The following is an 18,274-nucleotide window of genomic DNA, read 5'->3' on the forward strand; positions in this document are numbered from 1 at the left end:
TAGTATTTCGATGACAACACAACCATCTAGGCAAACACAGACTGATAACTCAGATGAGATAGATTTAGGAAAACTGTTTGGTATTTTGCTTGATGCTAAGTGGTGGATTATCTTTACCACGTTTATCTTTGCAGTTGGCGGTGTTGCATTTGCACTGTTATCTACTCCTATCTATAAAGCGGACGCATTAATTCAGATTGAAGAGAAAAGCTCTGGTGGCATCTCTTCAATGGTGGGTGATATGGGCGAACTGTTCGCTCAAGAATCTTCTGCCACCACTGAAATTGAGATCATTAAATCGAGAATGATCTTAGGTGAAACGGTCGAGAAGTTTAATTTAACCACGGTTACCTCTCCTATTTATGCGCCTGTTGTGGGCAAAGGCATCGCTCGTTTAACCGGAGATGTGAATAACATCTCCGTTAGCCGTTTTGTGGTGCCAGGTTATGCCAGTGAATACGCACACACAATTCGTATCCTAGATGCAGAGCAGGGCACTTATCAGCTAATTCGAGAAGACGAGCGTGTCATTCTAGAGGACAAAATTGGTGAGTTAGCCACTGCAGATGACTACAGCCTATTTGTGGCTGGTTTTGAGTCCCATAATGACTTTGAGTTTGCCATTGCGAATCGTAGTCGATTAGAAGCGATTGAATGGTTGAAATCTTCTCTTTCTTTGTCTGAACAAGGCAAGCAAACGGGTATTCTGAAGCTAAGCTTTGAGGGCGAGAATAAGCAGCAGATTTCCGAAATCTTAAACCATATTAGCCAAATCTACTTCTTACAAAATGTAAAGCGCAACTCAGCTGAAGCAGAGAAGAGTTTAGCCTTCCTAGAGGGCCACCTTCCTGGTATTAAATCTCAGCTAACCACATTTGAAGATACGCTAAACAACTACCGCCAAGAAAACGAATCGATTGACTTGGGCTTAGAAGCGCAATCTACCCTAAAAGTGATGGTGGAACTGGAAGCACAACTGAATGAACTGACGTTCAGAGAGAGTGAAATTAGTCAGCGTTTTACTAAAGATCACCCAGCTTATAAATCGCTACTGGATAAGCGCGAAACGCTGTTGAAAGAGAAAGAGCGTTTAAACAAGCAGGTGCAAAAGCTACCTAAAACACAACGTGAAGTACTACGTATGACACGTGACGTGGAAGTAAACCAGCAGATCTATATTCAACTACTCAACAAGGTACAAGAGCTAAGTATTATTAAAGCCGGTACTGTGGGTAATGTACGCATTTTGGATGATGCGCAAGCTTATGCGCGTGCAGTAAAACCGAAGAAGCCACTGATTGTGGTATTGGCGACACTACTTGGTGGCATGTTAAGTGTGGCGTTTGTATTAGTGAAAGCCGCGTTCCACCGCGGTGTTGAGAGCCCAGATCAAATCGAAGAAATTGGTTTACCTGTTTACGCTGCTGTACCTAAATCAGATTTGCAGCTGGAGTTAACTAACCGCTTTAAATCTAAGAAAAAACAGACTTCTGGAACTCAAGCTCTGCTTGCAGAATCTAACCCTGCCGATCTTTCTGTGGAAGCGCTACGCGGCCTTCGTACAAGTTTGCACTTTGCGATGCTTGAAGCGAAAAACAACATTTTGATGATCTCTGGCCCTGCGCCAGGCATCGGTAAGTCATTTATCTCAACTAACTTTGCAGCAGTAGCGGCAAAAACGGGCCAAAAAGTACTGTTGATTGATGCGGATATGCGTAAAGGCTATTTGCAGCAAAGCTTTGGTGTGAAATGGGACAATGGCCTTTCTGATCTGTTGAGTGGTAAGCAAGATTTTACTGAATCGGTCAAAGCAACCCCGGTTGAAAACCTTGAGATTATCACTCGCGGCCAAGTACCACCAAACCCATCTGAGCTTCTCATGCACCCACGCTTTGCGGAGCTAATGGAGTGGGCTTCAAAAGAGTATGATTTGGTGATTGTGGATACTCCACCAGTACTAGCGGTAACTGACCCAAGTATTGTGGGTGCATTTGCTGGTACTACCTTAATGGTCGCTCGATTTGGTCAAAACACGGTGAAAGAGATCGATGTAGCGCGTAATCGCTTTGAACAATCTGGTATTGAAGTGAAAGGTGTCATTTTCAACGCCATCGAGAAAAAAGCCTCGAGCTCTTACGGTTACGGTTACTATAACTACGCGTATTCTAGCGATAAGAAGTAGATAAAAAGCAGATACGGGATGCGAGTGGCGAGATACGAAAAGCGCCGCTCGAACCCTTCTTTATCTCTGCGTTGCCCGCATCTGCTTTTTAAGCCCTTCGCATCCCGATTACTCGCTACCCGAATAAGCTCTTATCCACCCACATCTACTTTTTTATCACCCCTCCCGTCAAATACAACCCAATCGCTGCTAAAACAGGGTAACCAAAGGCTTCATTGGTCATCTCCCCTAATGGTTTCCAATCGTAGCCGTGCATACAACCCAATATCACCATGACATGCAGCGCCACATAAGGAATAGTGAACAGCAACACAATGTAGCGCTGCACCAACTTAAAAGGTTCATATGCTTTTAATAGTGCCAGCTTGTGCTTCGCTTTTTCTTCATCAGTAAAAAACATCGCATCTCCTGTGTTGGTCAGTGCCTCTAAACCTTTATTGATGGAAGACTCGCTCCCAAATATCTTTCCGAACAATGTCATACTACCCCTTGGTTTGTTGATGTATGTACTCTGCGGTTAGCGTAATTTCGAACCTGCTCTTTTAGCCTTTCGCATCCCGTTTACTCGCTACTCTCATCTGCTCTTTAGCACTTCGACTGTATTACCCTCTCGCTCTTCACCTCTGCTTTTCCACTCTTCGAATCTCGTTTACTCGAATCCCGTATCTGCTTTTAATCTCTCAAAACCATTACCGGACAGGCCTTATTCACTCCCCAATCTTTATGCCCCTTAACATTGTTATCCACTATCAAAAATCGTTTTTGCAACACTTCGATTAGGCCAAACAGAGCCTTGCGCTGAGCAAAGGTAAAATTGTCTTCAGGTTGCTGGACAGCATTGCAGCCTCCTACCAAACAAATACCAATATTGCCTTTGTTGTGTCCTTTAACGTGCGCGCCGGTTTGCGATAACGGGCGTCCTATTTCTACCTTACCGCAGCGACGAATCACAAAGTGATACCCCACATCTCGCCAGCCTCGGTTTTTATGCCAACGGCGAATCTCGGCCACACCAATATCTTGAGTTGAAGGCGTTGCGCTGCAGTGCACAGTGATAAAAGAAAAACCTGTATCAGCTGTTCTATTAATCAAGGGAAGTAGTGTGATCAACTGTTCTGGTAATCCGGCTACAACGAAGTTGATAGTTGAGTCATCAAGCATTAGTCGCTTTTTGTAAGCTGGGTCAACTGGTGGTGGAGTGCTTGGCAAAATTTATCCTCTTGTTGTCGTATCCATTGCTGTAACGATCGCTGTAGTCGGCGTTGCTGTTGCATACCTTGTTGTTGCAAACTTTGCTGTTGTAAACATAGAAGTGACACGTTGTGTTTTTGTGTTCCCCCTTTTTCTCTCTCTTGTTCAAGCCGACAGAGCTGTTCATTCAAGGCCACTCGAACGGCTTTAGCACATTCGAATTGGTAACTCACATAATGCAGGTAGGTGATGCAATATCCGATGGGGTACTGCTTTTTCGCTCGCAGTATCGCCCAGGCTAGTTCGTCGTGGCTGAACGTGTGATGACAGGGCGTTTGATTAGTATTACCGCAAACGGAATCCGCCCGACATTCAAAGCTCGCTATGCTGGGCAGGTACGCTGAAATAAAAACAGAGATGATTGCCTTCATTAAACACCTTGTGGTTGCTAAGGGATGAGCAATGTAATGCAAGGCGATCGATTGGGGGCGGTACGAATCATAAAATTTATTCGCTTGCATAAAAAATGAGAGCTGTTTCTAAATAAGGAAAACTCAGCAATAACGCGTGTTGCATAGCCCTGAGAGCAGAGCTGTAAAACACGTTTTGTTACGGATTGTCTGGCCTTCGCTTCGCCCCCATATTCATAAAAAGTGTTGTTAATACCCTGAATGTTATTGGCTGTTTATTGAGCGGCTCTATTAATAAGGAGTGTTATCGAATGTGCGTTTCTCTGATTCTTTCATTTATTCCATTAAAAACGGGCTCACCGATCAGTAAGTTGGTATTACTCAAACTGGCCGACAACGCCGATGCGCGTGGTGTCTGTTTCCCCTCGTTAAGTTACTTGGCGCAATATTGTGAAGTATCGGTCAGAACCGTAAAGCGGCACATTAACGAATTAGAGAAGCAAGGTTTTGTGAAACGCATAAAGCGCTTTGATGATTCAGGGCGTCAACGCAGTAACTTGTATCAACTGCGCTTACCGAGTGAGAGCGCCTGTCATATTGAGCAGGATGACCTAGAAAGAACAAACCAAGAACTCATGGTTCAAGACAAAGCTCAAGCAGAGTTAAGCGCCGAACTACTACAAAGTGACCGTAGTGACACCCACCAGAGTGTCACAATGACAGCCACAGAGAGTGATCCCTTGGCACACATAATCTTTCAAAAAGAACATAAAACAGGGCTCAATACTGAGCAAAGTGCGCAGGCAGCGAAGCAAAACAGTGCGCCACCATCACAACCTCCACAATCACAAGAGCAGGCAAAAGACGAAGCGGTGATTCACCTACTGACGAAGGAGGGAAGTGCGCCGGTTTACCAAGAGTTTTACAACATATTAGAACGTACCTACCCCAAACTAGATGTGCAGCAAGAGCTGCACGCCATGCAAGCTTGGCTCTATGTTAACCCAGAGAAACGTAAACCTTTTGAGCACATTGGCCACTTTGTGAATGGCTGGTTAAAGCGCAGTGCACAAGCCAAGGCCAAGCAGGGCAGAGCGCGAGCTGTTGCACAAGTGAAAAAGAAGCCTAAATCCCAAAAAGTATCAAGACAGAAGCAGGACTTGAACCCAGATAAGCGCAACGCAGTAGATAACGATTTCCCCACAAGACCTAAACCTGAGCAAGTAACACCCGTTACACAGGCACTGGAGGAATATCACGCTAAAAACAGGGTTAATCCATTTGAAGCGCGCATTCAAGCCTTGATTCAATCTCGCACTCCTGAATCGAGCTAAAAAACAAAAGAGAAAGGTAGGGCAGGCTATGGACAGCAACAGCTTAAAAGCATTAACAACGGATGAAAAATCCGCCATCTTGGCACAAGAAGTCGCAAGAGTAGAAGGGCGTATTGGGGAGTTTTTAGCTTTGTTAGCTGCGCATTACCCGCGAGGGTTAACGCGCACAGAAATCAAGGTACTACTGGCCGTGAATAACAACGAAAGCTTTGTATCGCTATATCGAAACGGTAATATTTTTATCGATATAGAGAAGCGCTACTGTGATGTAGCGCAAGAGAATCGTTTTTTCATTGGCACGCAGTTTTTGCATAATGTGCAGTGCTTTCACTGGCTAAAGGCGTGGTAAAAACTTGAGCGAAAAGATAGCTATGTTGCGGTAGTTTATATGCACACATTTTGCTAGAATCCTACCGAAATAAAAAAACGTATTAAAAACGCATAAACTGATTCTTGCCTTTAGGAGCCAAACCTAAGGGCGGTAGCGTACCCAATTCAGCCCCTTCTAAGTCAAAATGACTGAGTTTGATACAAGGCTTGTTCTAACTAGTGAGTTGGTTGCCTATTGGGGCCGTTTTTAAAAAGATAGCAAAATCTAAGTTTTACAAGGGATGGGCGGAAATCGACTGTCTCAAAATGAGTAAAAAGTGTCTCAGTGGCTTAACATGGACTGAGACCGAAAGTTATAAAAATCATCTCTTTCATTTCACCTATCGGTTGGAAATCTCATAAAATGACTAAGAAAAAAATCCTTACGGTTTTTGGCACACGCCCAGAAGCCATCAAAATGGCACCTCTTGTTCATGCGCTGGCAGCTGATGATCGCTTTGAAGCAAAGTGCTGCGTGACCGCGCAGCACCGTGAAATGTTAGATCAAGTATTAGAGCTGTTTGAAATCACGCCAGACTATGATTTGAACTTAATGAAGGTTGGTCAAACACTTAATGACGTAACAGCGCGTATTTTGATAGAGCTTAAACCTGTGCTAGAAGAATTCAAACCTGACGTTGTGTTAGTGCACGGTGATACGGCAACGACGTTTGCTGCAAGCTTAGCCGCTTATTATGAGCAAATTGCAGTCGGTCATGTGGAAGCTGGCCTTCGTACTGGGAATATTTACTCGCCTTGGCCAGAAGAAGGCAACCGTCGCCTCACTGGCGCGTTAACCAAATACCACTTTGCACCGACGTCAACGTCAAAAGAAAACCTGCTCAAAGAGAACTTTAACCCAGAAGACATTAGCGTCACTGGCAACACCGTTATTGATGCGCTGCTTATGGTGAAGGACAAGATTGACTCTGACAGTGATCTGAATGCAACCCTTTCTGCTCAATTTCCTTTCTTAGATGAAAGCAAAAAACTCATTTTGGTTACAGGTCATCGCCGCGAAAGCTTTGGTGGTGGTTTTGAACGCATCTGTGAATCACTTGCGATTACGGCTAAAGCGCATCCAGATACACAGATCCTGTATCCGATGCACCTCAATCCAAATGTGCGCGAGCCAGTCAATCGCATTCTTGCGGGCATCGATAATATTCATCTTATTGAGCCTCAGCAATACTTGCCATTTATCTACTTAATGAGCCGCGCGCACATCATTTTGACCGATTCAGGCGGTATTCAAGAAGAAGCCCCTTCATTCGGTAAACCCGTATTAGTGATGCGTGATACGACTGAGAGGCCAGAGGCAGTTCAAGCAGGGACCGTTAAGTTGGTTGGTACCAATGTTGATATCATTGTTGATAGTTTAAATGAACTGCTAACCGATGAAAGCGCTTATCAAGCCATGAGCTACGCACACAACCCATACGGGGATGGTAAAGCTTGCCAAAGAATTTTGAACGAATTAGAAAAATAGAATTTAGGAATCATAATGTCATTTGAAACAATTTCAGTTATCGGCTTAGGTTATATCGGTTTGCCGACAGCAGCGATGTTTGCATCACGTAAGAAAAAAGTAATTGGTGTCGATGTAAATCAACACGCGGTGGACACTATCAATCGTGGTGAGATTCATATCGTAGAACCAGATTTGGATATGATTGTGCATGCAGCAGTAACAGAAGGTTACTTAAAAGCTGTTACAACTCCAGAGCCAGCAGATGCTTTTTTGATTGCTGTACCTACGCCTTTCAAAGAGTGCGCTGAAGGTGAAATTCCAGAGCCTGATTTAAGGTTTATCGAAACAGCAAGTAAAGCAATTGCGCCTGTATTAAAGAAAGGAGATTTAGTGATCCTAGAATCTACCTCTCCTGTTGGTGCGACAGAGCAAATGGCGAAATGGTTAGCTGAGGCAAGAAGTGATTTAACTTTCCCTCAAGTGGAAAGTGAAAATGCAGATATCAATATTGCGCATTGCCCAGAGCGAGTGTTACCTGGTCATGTTGTTCGCGAACTAGTAGAAAACGACCGCGTTATTGGCGGAATGTCTACTCGTTGTTCTGAACGTTCGGTTGAATTGTACAAAACCTTTGTACAAGGTGACTGTGTAATTACCAATGCACGGACAGCAGAAATGGCTAAATTGACAGAAAACAGTTGCCGCGATGTACAAATAGCATTTGCCAATGAGTTATCTGTTATTTGTGACAAACTCAGTATTGATGTATGGGAATTGATCTCTCTGGCAAACCGCCACCCTCGAATTAATATTCTTCAACCTGGTCCAGGTGTAGGAGGTCATTGTATTGCTGTTGACCCTTGGTTTATCGTTTCAAAAACACCTGAAGAAGCACAAATTATTCATACGGCACGTAAAGTGAATGATGCAAAACCTGAATGGGTAATTAATAAAGTAAAACTTGCAATTGCTGACTTTTTACAAGCTAACCCAGAAAAGACAGCGAAAGATGTAGCTATTGCTTGTTACGGTCTTGCATTTAAGCCAGATATTGATGACCTACGTGAAAGTCCGGCTATGGAAATTGCGCGTAAAATAGGAAAGCTACACAGTGGAACTACTTTGGTAGTCGAGCCAAATATTTCGGAAACACCATCAGTATTAGATCATACAACTCTGGTACATTTAGATGAGGCTATTATATCAGCAGATATTAATGTGATGTTGGTTGACCATAAAGAATTTAAGTTGTCCGAACGCCCTACAAAAGTAATAATTGATACTAAAGGGATTTGGAAGTAATGACTTCAATAGCATTAATTACTGCACGAGGTGGTTCCAAGGGCTTACCTAGGAAGAATATTCTTCCGGTCAACGGCATTCCTTTGATAGGCTGGACAATAAAGGCCGCACTAGAGTGTCCTCTGATTGAACGTATATTTGTCTCGACTGATGATGACGAAATTGCCGCTATTAGCGCTGAGTTTGGCGCTGAAATCATCATTCGGCCTGATGAACTAGCTTCCGATACAGCAAGCAGTATTGATGTAGTGTCACACGCGATTGAATGGCTAGAGAGCCAAGGCATACCTTGCCCTAAAATGACGCTGTTGCAGCCTACTTCTCCGCTGCGTACTGCTCAGCATTTAACGGAAGCGCTAAACTATTTTGAAGAACAGCAAGCTAACTTTGTGATTAGTGTTTTTGAGCCGGCTCATACGCCTATTAAATCCTATATTGAGCGCGAAGATGGCTCAATTGAAGGTCTATTTAGTGGCGAAGCTCCATACAAACGAAGACAAGATCTTCCTCGGGCGTTTCAGCCAAATGGTGCCATTTACACGTTTTCTGTCGCTGAATTTAAACAAAACAATCATTTCCCACGAACCAATGTGTTTCCGTATGTCATGTCTGAATTAGACTCCGCTGACGTGGACACAATGGAAGACCTAATGGTTGTAGAACAAAGATTAAAGATTAAAGATTAAAGATTAAAGATTAAAGGAATTGACCCAATGACAAACCCTGTATTCGAAATTTCTGGCCGTAAGATTGGTCTAGACTTTGACCCTTTAGTAATTGCTGAGATTGGTATTAACCACGAAGGCTCTTTGAAGGTCGCTTATGAAATGGTCGATGCCGCTATTGAAGGTGGTGCTGAGGTCATTAAACACCAAACTCACGTTGTTGAAGATGAAATGAGTGGTGAAGCGAAAAGTGTCGTTCCTGGTAATGCCGATGTGTCTATCTATGAAATCATGGAGCGTTGCGCGCTGAATGAAGAAGATGAAACAAAGCTAAAGAACTACGTAGAGTCTAAAGGTGCTATCTTCATCAGTACGCCTTTCTCTCGTGCTGCTGCACTTCGCCTTGAGCGAATGAATGTGCCGGCTTACAAAATCGGCTCAGGTGAATGTAACAACTACCCACTTCTTGATCTGATCGCAACCTTTGGTAAGCCGATGATTGTAAGCACAGGAATGAATGATATTCCGTCAATCGAGAAAGCGGTAAACATCTTCCGTAAGCACAATACACCATTCTGTCTGCTTCACACGACGAACCTGTATCCAACGCCTGACCACCTTATTCGTATTGGTGCAATGGAAGAGCTGCAAGAGGCATTCCCTGACGCTGTTGTTGGTTTGTCTGACCACAGTATCGACAACCTCGCTTGTCTAGGTGCGGTTGCTGCTGGTGCCTCCGTTCTAGAGCGTCACTTTACAGATAGCAAAGACCGCCCAGGTCCTGACATTGTTTGTTCTATGGACGCAAAAGAGTGTGCTGAACTGATTACTCAGTCAAAGCGCATGGCGCAAATGCGCGGTGGTAAGAAAGAAGCAGCGAAAGAAGAGCAAGTCACGATTGATTTCGCTTACGCAAGTGTTGTAACTATTGCTGAAATCCAAGAGGGTGAGGAGCTTACTCGCGATAACCTGTGGGTTAAACGACCTGGTACTGGTGATTTCCTTGCTGAGGATTACGAGTCTTTACTGGGCAAAAAAGCGGCGCAAGTTATCCCTGCAGATGTTCAACTAAAAACAGAATACGTTGAGTAAGTATGAAAAAGATATTGTTTTTGACAGGTACTCGCGCTGACTTTGGTAAGTTAAAAAGCCTGATCCAAAAGGTGGAAGACCACCAAGAATTTGAGGCGCACATCTTTATCACCGGCATGCACATGATTGCCAAATACGGAATGACCGCAAAAGAAGTGGAAAAAGAGGGTTTTAAATCTCTTTACAAGTACATTAACCAAAATGGCTTTGATTCAATGGATGTGGTTTTGTCAAAGACAATTCAAGGCCTATCTGATTACGTGAAAGAGTTACAACCAGACATGATCGTTGTGCATGGCGACCGTGTGGAAGCAATGGCGGGGGCTATAGTTGGTTCATTAAACAACATTTTAGTATCGCATATTGAAGGTGGAGAAGTATCTGGGACAATAGATGAACTTATTCGTCACTCTGTTTCAAAGATGTCACATTTGCACTTTGTATCTAATAGAACTGCGTATGATCGATTAATTCAACTAGGGGAATCTAAGGATAGTATTTTTGAAATAGGCTCTCCCGATCTTGATATTATGCTTTCTTCAGATTTACCTTCTTTAGATACTTCAAAATTGCGTTATGACATTTCCTATGAAGAGTATTCAGTTTTTATGTATCACCCGGTGACAACAGAAATAGAAGAGTTACCTGAAAGAATATCTAAAGTTGTTGACGCCTTATTGGAATCAGAGAGGAATTATATTGTGATTTATCCTAATAATGATCACGGTTCAGAAGTGATAATAAAAGAATTTGATAGGCTAGAAAATAACAGTCGATTTAAGATATTTCCGAGTATTAGATTTGAATACTTTTTAACATTATTAAAAAACGCAACCATGATAGTTGGGAATTCTAGTGCGGGAATTAGAGAAATGCCCTTTTATGGAAAGCCCACTATTAATATCGGTTCTCGTCAAGAAGGGCGTTCAAAAACAAAGTCAATTCACAATGTCAAAGAAGATACATTAGAAATATTAAATGCTATAGCCGGTGCTTGTACACTAAAATGTTCTAGAATAAGTGAATTTGGGGCTGGAAATAGCGATAGTAAATTCATAGATTTATTGGAAAATGGTGAGGTATGGAAAACCAACAAACAGAAGGTATTTATCGATAAGTAATTATACAAATGTTAAAGATATTTTCCACATATTTTATCGCTAATGTTGTTAGTGCAATCAGTCCCTTCGTTTTGTTGCCTATTCTCACGAAATACTTAACTCTTGTAGAGTATGGGCAGTTAGCGATATTTATGACTATCTATGTATCTCTACCACCATTGATAGGTTTGTGCTCAAATGCTGCCTGTAATAGAAAGTATTTTGATGACGTAAGTTTAAAAGAAAAACAAAATTTCGTTTCTTCTTGCGTTTCATTGTCAATAATAGTCGCAATTTCATTACTAGTACTGATCTATTTTTTTAAAAATACCATAGTCCCTGTTATTGAAATTAATGAAATCTGGCTATATATATCAGTAATATCATCTTTGGCGATGTTTATTAATTCTATCATTCTGGGGCAATGGCAAGTAAGAAAGCAGGCTATGAAATATGGCGTATTCACGATTGCCAATTCACTTGTTGGGCTGATAAGTACGGTTGTGTTTGTTGTAGAACTTGAACTTGGAGCGAACGGTCGAGTTTTTGCGCTATTGCTATCATCGGTGATATCAATAGTGTTCGCTGTTTATTTTCTCAATAGAGATAAAATGTCTTCATTTTTTAAACTTGAAATTAATTGTGTTAAAGAAGCTTTCAGTTATGGTTTGCCACTAATACCTCATAGTTTTGGTGCGTTAGCCCTTTCACAAATAGATAGGTTTATTATCAAAGACTCTTTGTCTTTTGAACACGTTGCAATGTATATGGCTGCGATGCAGTTGAGTTTTATAGTCAAAATTTTCATTACCGCAGGAAATAATGCGTATACACCTTGGTTGTTTGAAAAACTAAAGGATGAGTCAGAGGTTTCTAGAAAAGATATTGTTAAAGTTAATAGGGTTTCGATTATAGTAATATCTATGGCGTGCTTGGTAATGGTTGTCATAGGACCAATGGTTTCTGACATTGTCTTGGACGATAGATACTCTGATGTATCAAGTTTTGTTTCGATTCTTTTGATCGCTCAGTTAGTGCATGCTTTGTATTTTATTTTTTCCGGTCACTTATTTTACTATAAAGTTACAAACAAGCTTTTTTTGGGAACACTAATATCTGGTGTTTTGAACGTTTTTCTTGCTTATGTTTTGGTTGATTACTTTGGCTTGCTTGGTGTCGCGTTTTCATTTTTAATAGGTAGATTGGTTTTGACTGTTATTACTTATGTCTACGTAAGTAGAGTATCGTATTTTAAAATGTTAACATTGTAGAGGAAATAATATTGAAGCTATTTGTTGTTAGTTCACCATTACAATTAAGGTCGGCACTGAAAATCATAGATACATATAAATATCATGATCACTTAGTAGCTATCAAGTTCTCCACATTAGAGCGTGATAATGAAAATGATCGACAACTAAATGAAGCGTATGTGACTAATGTAGAACGTTACAGTTTTTATTTGATTTCCGCAGCCGATGATAATGCTAGTAAATTTATAATTGATCACTTTAGATTCTTTAAATTGTGGTTAATGTGTAGAAGTAATGTAAGTGAAATATATTTCGGTAGTTTTTATAATTACTACTTTAGTATGGTCCGTATACTATTTGGTTCTGGAGTTGATAATTATCTGATAGATGATGGTATGGCTACTGTAACTGCTCAAATTAGTTATATTAGTCAAAGGGTTTATATAAAATACCCTAAAAATCGGTTGCTTAAATTGGTTTTTAAGGCGGTCGAGTCTATATTTGGAAAGGTGAAAGGCGTAGACGTAGTAAGTTACTATGATGTTAGTTGCTATCTATATCCTACTCAAAATTATATACCAGTAAATACATTTTCACAATCCACTTCAGCCAAAGATAATGTAAGCGACGAAATTTCATTTGTAGGTTGTCCCTTTTCAGAGAATAAGATTGTATCTTTGGAAGATGAAGTTGCAGTTTTGAAGAAATTTTATTTGTCTTGCAATAATAAGCGAGTTATCTATTATCCTCATCGCTATGATAGTGATGTGAAATTAAGTCTGATAGCCGAAATTGGTTATGATGTTATTACTATACAGAGGCCTTTGGAAGAGTATTTTATGACGTTAGATAGCCTAAGCGCTACTTATGCTTCATTCACATCAACGGTGTTGTATCATGTTAGTCGGTCTTACGGTAACCTAAATGTCAAATACATTGATCCTACTCCGTATATGACATCTAGTGAGAATAAAGAAAAGTTCGGTATTGTTGTTGAATATTTTGAAGGATTAGGTTTTGAAAAGATTTTTGTTTAAAATTGTAAGTTTTACTATTGATGTTAATTTTTTCTTTAAAAAAAAAATAATCTCATATTATTGTTTCAATAAGGCTATTCATACTATATCAAGATGCTCCGGACCTCCTAGTATAAATGGTTGGTCAGTATTTACAAGATATGTTGAGTTAGGTAGAAATTGTCACTTTAATGGCATGGAAATATCTGGCATGGGTCGGGTTGTAATAGGTGATAACTTTCATTCAGGAAAGGGTTGCTCCATAATTACGCAATTTCACAACTATAAAGGCTCAAAAATTCCCTACGACGAAACTTATATACATAAAGATGTTACCATAGGCAGTAATGTTTGGATTGGTCGTAATGTCACTATATTGGGAGGAGTTGAAATTGGTGACGGGGCGATTATCCAAGCAGGAACTACAGTTGTTAGTGACGTGCCTCCTTTAAGTATAGTTGGTTTTGAACCGGCAAAGCCTTTTGCGTATAGGGATAAAGAGCACTACGATAAGTTGGTACTTATGAAGAGGTTCTTTTAGTGTTAACAGTTAAGAGAAATAACTTAGTACATATTCATATCTCAATTTGTCTCACTATTTTCTTTGCCTCACTTCTTAAATCTTCAATAATATTTAATTTTTCTTTTATGGCACTTTCTCTTCTAACGATTGTATGGCATAGAGAGCTTCCCAGGTTAGTGGTTTTTTCCGTTGTTGTTCTCGGAGTGCTGCACTTGATGACTCTATTGCTGGCTGAAAACGTTAGATTGGGTTATTTGGGGTATCTACTTTCGTCTATTATTTTCGGCTATACACTATTTGTATACAGAGTTAACGCAGTATTTGCCGTTTTTTCTTGCATTATAGTTTGTACGTACATTTTGTTTCATATGTATTTAGGAACGGATTTAAATAGGGATTTGTTCGATGAAATGAGCCGAAATACCATTAGTATAGTTGTGCTTTGGTTTTTTATTTTGGTATATTTTTCTGTAGAGTCAAAGTATGTTGTGGCTTCATTATTGCTTTTGAGTTTGATAACTTGTTTATTGAGTGGGAGTAGAATTGCTTTAATTTCAGTTGCAGCTTTGTCAGGTTTGTTTTGGTTTTTTACGTCAAACAATATACTGAGAGTTATTGCTTGTTGTGGTTTGTTTTCAGTTTTTTTTTGGTTCTTTTATCAATATTCAGACACTATGGTTGTATTAGAGAGGCTTGACTCTAATGCTCTTGGAGATGCGGGAAGAGCCTCTGTTCTTCAGTGTTATTTTCAAGATATCACTGTTTCAAAACTATTTTTAGGGTTCAATTATGGCGGCGAAGATCAGTGTGGATACAAAGCTATCGGTACATACGCACTACATAATTCTTTTTTGAGTCTTCAGACTTTGTCTGGTTTTGGATTTTACATGATAATTTTTTTATTGGTAACCGCTGCCTTTAAAGTTATTAATTCGGGGCGTTGGTATCTTGTGCCTATCTGTTCAGCCGTATTACTTAGAAGTTTAACTGATGATGTTTTTTTCTTCTTTAGATGGGATTTTATTTTTTGGTTTTTAGTCTTTATCATTTTTTTTAAGGATAAATTGCCACAGGTATTAAATACAAATAAGGTGTAATTCATATTATGAATGTTCTTTATATAACGGAAAACTTATTGGCTAACAGTGTTTATAAAAGTCAAGTAGAGGCACTTTGTAGTCAACACGCTCAGACTGAAGGTGTAAATGTGAAGTTGTTATCACTGTGTAAAAATAGTGATTATACCAGCGACTATAAGTCGGCAGATTTCGAAATTACAAAAAAAAGAAGAACACCGTTGTTTGTAATTCCTATTCTTAATAAATTGCACTCTATATATCATAATTGTAATGATTTGTTTGAATGGGCAGATGTTATTCATTGTCGTGGACATGGGCCTTCACTATTTGCTGTAAATTATTTTAAGTATAATAAGGTTGAGAAGAAGCCAATTATATCTGACATGAGGGCATCTCTCTATGAGGAACTCCTCCATAGTGATAGTTTATTCGGAAAGATATCTTCTCGATTTGTTAGACATGCAGAATATGAAATATTCTTAGGTTGTGATTACTTCTTTTTTGTAAGCGAAAAGCTTAGGGAATATTTCAATGAAAGATATAATTTTGATTTTAGTAAGACACACATTTTCCCCACATTCGTAAACAAATCTATTTTTTTTCCAATCGGAGAAAGCAGGCTAGGTGACCTCGGGATTGATGGAAAAAAGGTATATGTATATTGTGGTGGAGTTTCATTCTGGCAAAATTTGAATAAGATCATTGTTGCCTATGCAAATTCTACTTCTGAAAGTGATAATCACCATTTGTTATTGGTAGTTACTGACCCCGATTATGTCAATAAGTTGATGAATGATCTTTCTGTCGATAGGTCTGACATTACTGTTTTGTCATCTGATTACGAGGATGTAGCAAAATACATTCGAGGTTGCTTTGCTGGATTATTAATTAGAGATGATAATGTAATTAATAACGTTGCATCTCCCACGAAGGTGTTTGAATATTTGTCATGTGGTGTGCCCGTGGTGAGGGATGTGAAACTATTTGGTACAGATAGTGTTAGTATTAGACCCGAGGACTTATCAGCGATGAGCGTATCGGAAGCTAGTATTTTACAACTTGAATTATATAGAGAGTTTAGTTCGTGAAAATTGATAGTGATTTTTGTGATATATTCAATATATCTACAAGTAACAACGAAAAATGTACGTTAGTTACCTATTTAAATCCTTACTCTTATTACGCAATAAATGGTAAGCAAGTCGAATTTACACGATTGTTTAGTGATGGGATATTGTTGGTTTGGTTATACAACTTTTTTAATGACGATAAGATTGAACGATACAGCTTCGATTTTACTTCGTGTGCCCCTGTCGTTTTTGAGCATTGTGTTTCGAAAAAATTGAAAGTAGCCTTGGTAGGTTCAAGTGAAAGCGAAATTAAAAAAGCAGTGTCCGTAATTGAAAACAGATTTGAAGGTCTAAATATCGTATTTTATCACCATGGCTTTATTAAAGGTAAGGAGCATGATGTTATAAAATCCTTAGATGAATCTGGCGTAAATGTTGTCATCTGTGGTATGGGTACGCCATTTCAAGAAGAGTTTCTAATTAAGTGTAGAGACTCGGTCGATACTCTGAGATTCGGTTTCACCTGTGGTGGATTTTTGTCACAGATATCTTCAAACGAAAATTACTTCCATCCAATTATGGATAGACTAAATCTACGTTGGCTTCAACGCTTTTACAGGCATGGGTATGTGCGGAAAAGAATTTTTTTCGATTACCCTAAGTTCGTTGTGAAATTTATTCTTGAGAATCTTAAAAAATGAAGATATTGGTAACAGGCGCTAGCGGGTTTATTGGTCAATACTTGATTGAGAAACTTTCCTCATTTGATGTTTCTATTTTAGGTCGAAAAAATATCTATGATTCAGAAAGGTTTACTTTCTTTGAGGGGCAGGTTTCGCCTGATCAAGACTATACTAAATCGCTTGTTGATATCGATGTTGTCATAAGTCTCGCTGGACGAGCTCATGTTATGAATGACGACTCAGGTGATCCTCTCGAAAAATATAGAGAAGTTAATAGGTATGGAACTTTAAATCTCGCCAAGCAAGCATCTGCAATTGGCGTGAAACGCTTTATTTACCTTAGCAGCATTAAGGTTAACGGGGAGTCAACTGAGCCAGATAGACCCTTTTATCATGACTCGCTTAGGCAACCTCAAGATTATTACGGTCAATCGAAAGCTGAAGCAGAGCTAGATCTAATACAATTAGCTGAAAAAGATGGTATGGAAGTGGTAATAATCAGGCCAACTTTAGTTTATGGACCGAAAGTCAAAGCTAACTTTCACTCTCTCATGAAATTGGTTTACAAACGTATACCATTGCCTTTTGGTCGCTTAGTTAGTAACAAGCGTAGCCTTATATCACTATCAAACTTGTCTGATTTGATAGTTACTTGTATTGAACACCCTTCAGCTGCTAATCAAGTTTTTTTAGCTTCTGATGATATGGATATCTCAACGTCTGAGTTGGCATCTGAAATAGCTAAGGCTCTAAATTTGCCAACGCGACAGTTAAACGTTCCATTATGGTTATATAATATTGTTGGGAAAATAATGAATAAATCAGAAATAGTAGACAGATTAACAGGGTCTCTTCAAGTTGATATTGAACATACAAAGAAATTGCTAGATTGGACTCCTAAGCAAACATTAAAAGAAGGTTTCACAGAGACCGCCAATTGTTTTTTAATTGAAAAAGGCAACTCTAAATGATCAGGTTATTTGATTTTATCGCGGCGCTTTTAGGTTTGTTTCTTTTGTGGCCACTTCTTTTGGTTGTGACTATTGTTGGGCTGTTTGACACGGGCTCTCCGATTTTTGTTCAGGAGCGAGTAGGACGTAACAAAAAAGCGATTAAACTTATCAAGTTTCGTACAATGTCTGTGGAAACAGAGTCTGTGGCGAGTCATTTAGCCAATAACGCTTCGATAACAAAACTCGGTTCTTTTTTACGAAGAACAAAAATTGATGAGTTACCTCAACTGATTAACGTGGTTAAAGGTGAAATGAGTTTAGTTGGTCCACGCCCAAATTTGTTTAATCAAGAAGAGCTGATTAAAGAGCGCGATGCACAGGGTGTATATGATGTTTTGCCTGGTATTACCGGTTTAGCTCAGGTACAAAATATCGATATGTCGACTCCTGAGCTGTTGGCAAAAACTGATAAACAAATGATTGATACACTCACTCTTAGAGATTACTTTAAGTATATCTTGATGACGGCAACCGGTAGCGGTTCTGGTGACGCTATAAAATAGATCCTATTGGTTAGATCC

19 protein-coding genes are annotated in these 18,274 nt (G+C 39.7%); 16 read left to right on the forward strand and 3 right to left on the reverse strand.

Features of this window, described 5'->3' with window-relative positions:
- Positions 1-10 precede the first annotated feature (10 nt).
- Entirely contained in the window at positions 11-2,182 is a 2,172-nt protein-coding gene (locus tag AC6I7V_RS00905; RefSeq protein ID WP_498011147.1) for a polysaccharide biosynthesis tyrosine autokinase, read from the forward strand.
- Positions 2,183-2,327: 145 nt separating this feature from the next.
- Here AC6I7V_RS00905 and AC6I7V_RS00910 read toward each other — a convergent pair whose 3' ends face one another.
- The 3 genes from AC6I7V_RS00910 to AC6I7V_RS00920 form a co-directional block, all read right to left on the reverse strand.
- Positions 2,328-2,663: a hypothetical protein gene (locus AC6I7V_RS00910; protein WP_255231629.1), complete on the reverse strand. Its 336-nt coding sequence runs from the start codon at positions 2,661-2,663 to the stop codon at positions 2,328-2,330.
- 191 nt (positions 2,664-2,854) lie between these two features.
- Positions 2,855-3,343 carry an N-acetylmuramoyl-L-alanine amidase gene (locus AC6I7V_RS00915; protein ID WP_498011148.1) on the reverse strand — a complete coding sequence of 163 codons (489 nt, stop codon included), beginning with the start codon at positions 3,341-3,343 and terminating at the stop codon, positions 2,855-2,857.
- Entirely contained in the window at positions 3,343-3,804 is a 462-nt protein-coding gene (locus AC6I7V_RS00920) for a hypothetical protein (protein WP_498011149.1), read from the reverse strand. The genes AC6I7V_RS00915 and AC6I7V_RS00920 overlap by 1 nt, the downstream gene beginning before the upstream one ends.
- Positions 3,805-4,094: 290 nt before the next feature.
- On the opposite strand from AC6I7V_RS00920, the gene AC6I7V_RS00925 reads away from it, so the two are divergent.
- From AC6I7V_RS00925 to AC6I7V_RS00995, 15 genes are all read left to right on the forward strand, one after another.
- On the forward strand, positions 4,095-5,117 hold the full coding sequence (locus AC6I7V_RS00925; protein WP_498011150.1) for a helix-turn-helix domain-containing protein: 1,023 nt from the start codon (positions 4,095-4,097) through the stop codon (positions 5,115-5,117).
- Positions 5,118-5,145: 28 nt separating this feature from the next.
- Positions 5,146-5,466, forward strand: coding sequence for a hypothetical protein (locus AC6I7V_RS00930; protein ID WP_498011151.1), 321 nt, complete (start codon positions 5,146-5,148; stop codon positions 5,464-5,466).
- Positions 5,467-5,850: 384 nt separating this feature from the next.
- Positions 5,851-6,975, forward strand: a complete 1,125-nt coding sequence (wecB, locus tag AC6I7V_RS00935) for a non-hydrolyzing UDP-N-acetylglucosamine 2-epimerase (protein WP_498011152.1) — start codon at positions 5,851-5,853, stop codon at positions 6,973-6,975.
- A 15-nt stretch (positions 6,976-6,990) separates the two neighbouring features.
- A complete protein-coding gene (wecC, locus tag AC6I7V_RS00940) occupies positions 6,991-8,259 on the forward strand; it encodes a UDP-N-acetyl-D-mannosamine dehydrogenase (RefSeq protein ID WP_498011153.1) in 1,269 nt (422 codons plus the stop codon).
- The gene (locus tag AC6I7V_RS00945; RefSeq protein ID WP_498011154.1) at positions 8,259-8,945 is read left to right on the forward strand and encodes an acylneuraminate cytidylyltransferase family protein; all 687 of its coding nucleotides are present in this window, start codon (positions 8,259-8,261) and stop codon (positions 8,943-8,945) included. The genes wecC and AC6I7V_RS00945 overlap by 1 nt, the downstream gene beginning before the upstream one ends.
- Positions 8,946-8,972: 27 nt before the next feature.
- Positions 8,973-10,016, forward strand: a complete 1,044-nt coding sequence (locus AC6I7V_RS00950; protein ID WP_498011155.1) for an N-acetylneuraminate synthase family protein — start codon at positions 8,973-8,975, stop codon at positions 10,014-10,016.
- Between the two features lie 2 nt (positions 10,017-10,018).
- The gene (neuC, locus tag AC6I7V_RS00955; protein ID WP_498011156.1) at positions 10,019-11,137 is read left to right on the forward strand and encodes a UDP-N-acetylglucosamine 2-epimerase; all 1,119 of its coding nucleotides are present in this window, start codon (positions 10,019-10,021) and stop codon (positions 11,135-11,137) included.
- Positions 11,138-11,145: 8 nt separating this feature from the next.
- The gene (locus AC6I7V_RS00960; RefSeq protein WP_498011157.1) at positions 11,146-12,387 is read left to right on the forward strand and encodes a lipopolysaccharide biosynthesis protein; all 1,242 of its coding nucleotides are present in this window, start codon (positions 11,146-11,148) and stop codon (positions 12,385-12,387) included.
- 11 nt (positions 12,388-12,398) lie between these two features.
- A complete protein-coding gene (locus AC6I7V_RS00965; protein ID WP_498011158.1) occupies positions 12,399-13,406 on the forward strand; it encodes a hypothetical protein in 1,008 nt (335 codons plus the stop codon).
- Positions 13,387-13,926 carry an acyltransferase gene (locus tag AC6I7V_RS00970; protein WP_498011159.1) on the forward strand — a complete coding sequence of 180 codons (540 nt, stop codon included), beginning with the start codon at positions 13,387-13,389 and terminating at the stop codon, positions 13,924-13,926. Before AC6I7V_RS00965 ends, AC6I7V_RS00970 begins: the two co-directional genes overlap by 20 nt.
- The gene (locus AC6I7V_RS00975) at positions 13,926-15,005 is read left to right on the forward strand and encodes a hypothetical protein (RefSeq protein ID WP_498011160.1); all 1,080 of its coding nucleotides are present in this window, start codon (positions 13,926-13,928) and stop codon (positions 15,003-15,005) included. Before AC6I7V_RS00970 ends, AC6I7V_RS00975 begins: the two co-directional genes overlap by 1 nt.
- 38 nt (positions 15,006-15,043) lie before the next feature.
- Entirely contained in the window at positions 15,044-16,075 is a 1,032-nt protein-coding gene (locus AC6I7V_RS00980) for a glycosyltransferase (protein ID WP_498011161.1), read from the forward strand.
- Positions 16,072-16,758: a WecB/TagA/CpsF family glycosyltransferase gene (locus AC6I7V_RS00985; RefSeq protein WP_498011162.1), complete on the forward strand. Its 687-nt coding sequence runs from the start codon at positions 16,072-16,074 to the stop codon at positions 16,756-16,758. The genes AC6I7V_RS00980 and AC6I7V_RS00985 overlap by 4 nt, the downstream gene beginning before the upstream one ends.
- Entirely contained in the window at positions 16,755-17,711 is a 957-nt protein-coding gene (locus tag AC6I7V_RS00990; RefSeq protein WP_498011163.1) for a UDP-glucose 4-epimerase family protein, read from the forward strand. Before AC6I7V_RS00985 ends, AC6I7V_RS00990 begins: the two co-directional genes overlap by 4 nt.
- Positions 17,708-18,256, forward strand: a complete 549-nt coding sequence (locus tag AC6I7V_RS00995; protein ID WP_498011164.1) for a sugar transferase — start codon at positions 17,708-17,710, stop codon at positions 18,254-18,256. Before AC6I7V_RS00990 ends, AC6I7V_RS00995 begins: the two co-directional genes overlap by 4 nt.
- The last annotated feature ends 18 nt before the right edge of the window (positions 18,257-18,274 follow it).

The organism is Vibrio sp. KUL70 (assembly GCF_059725515.1).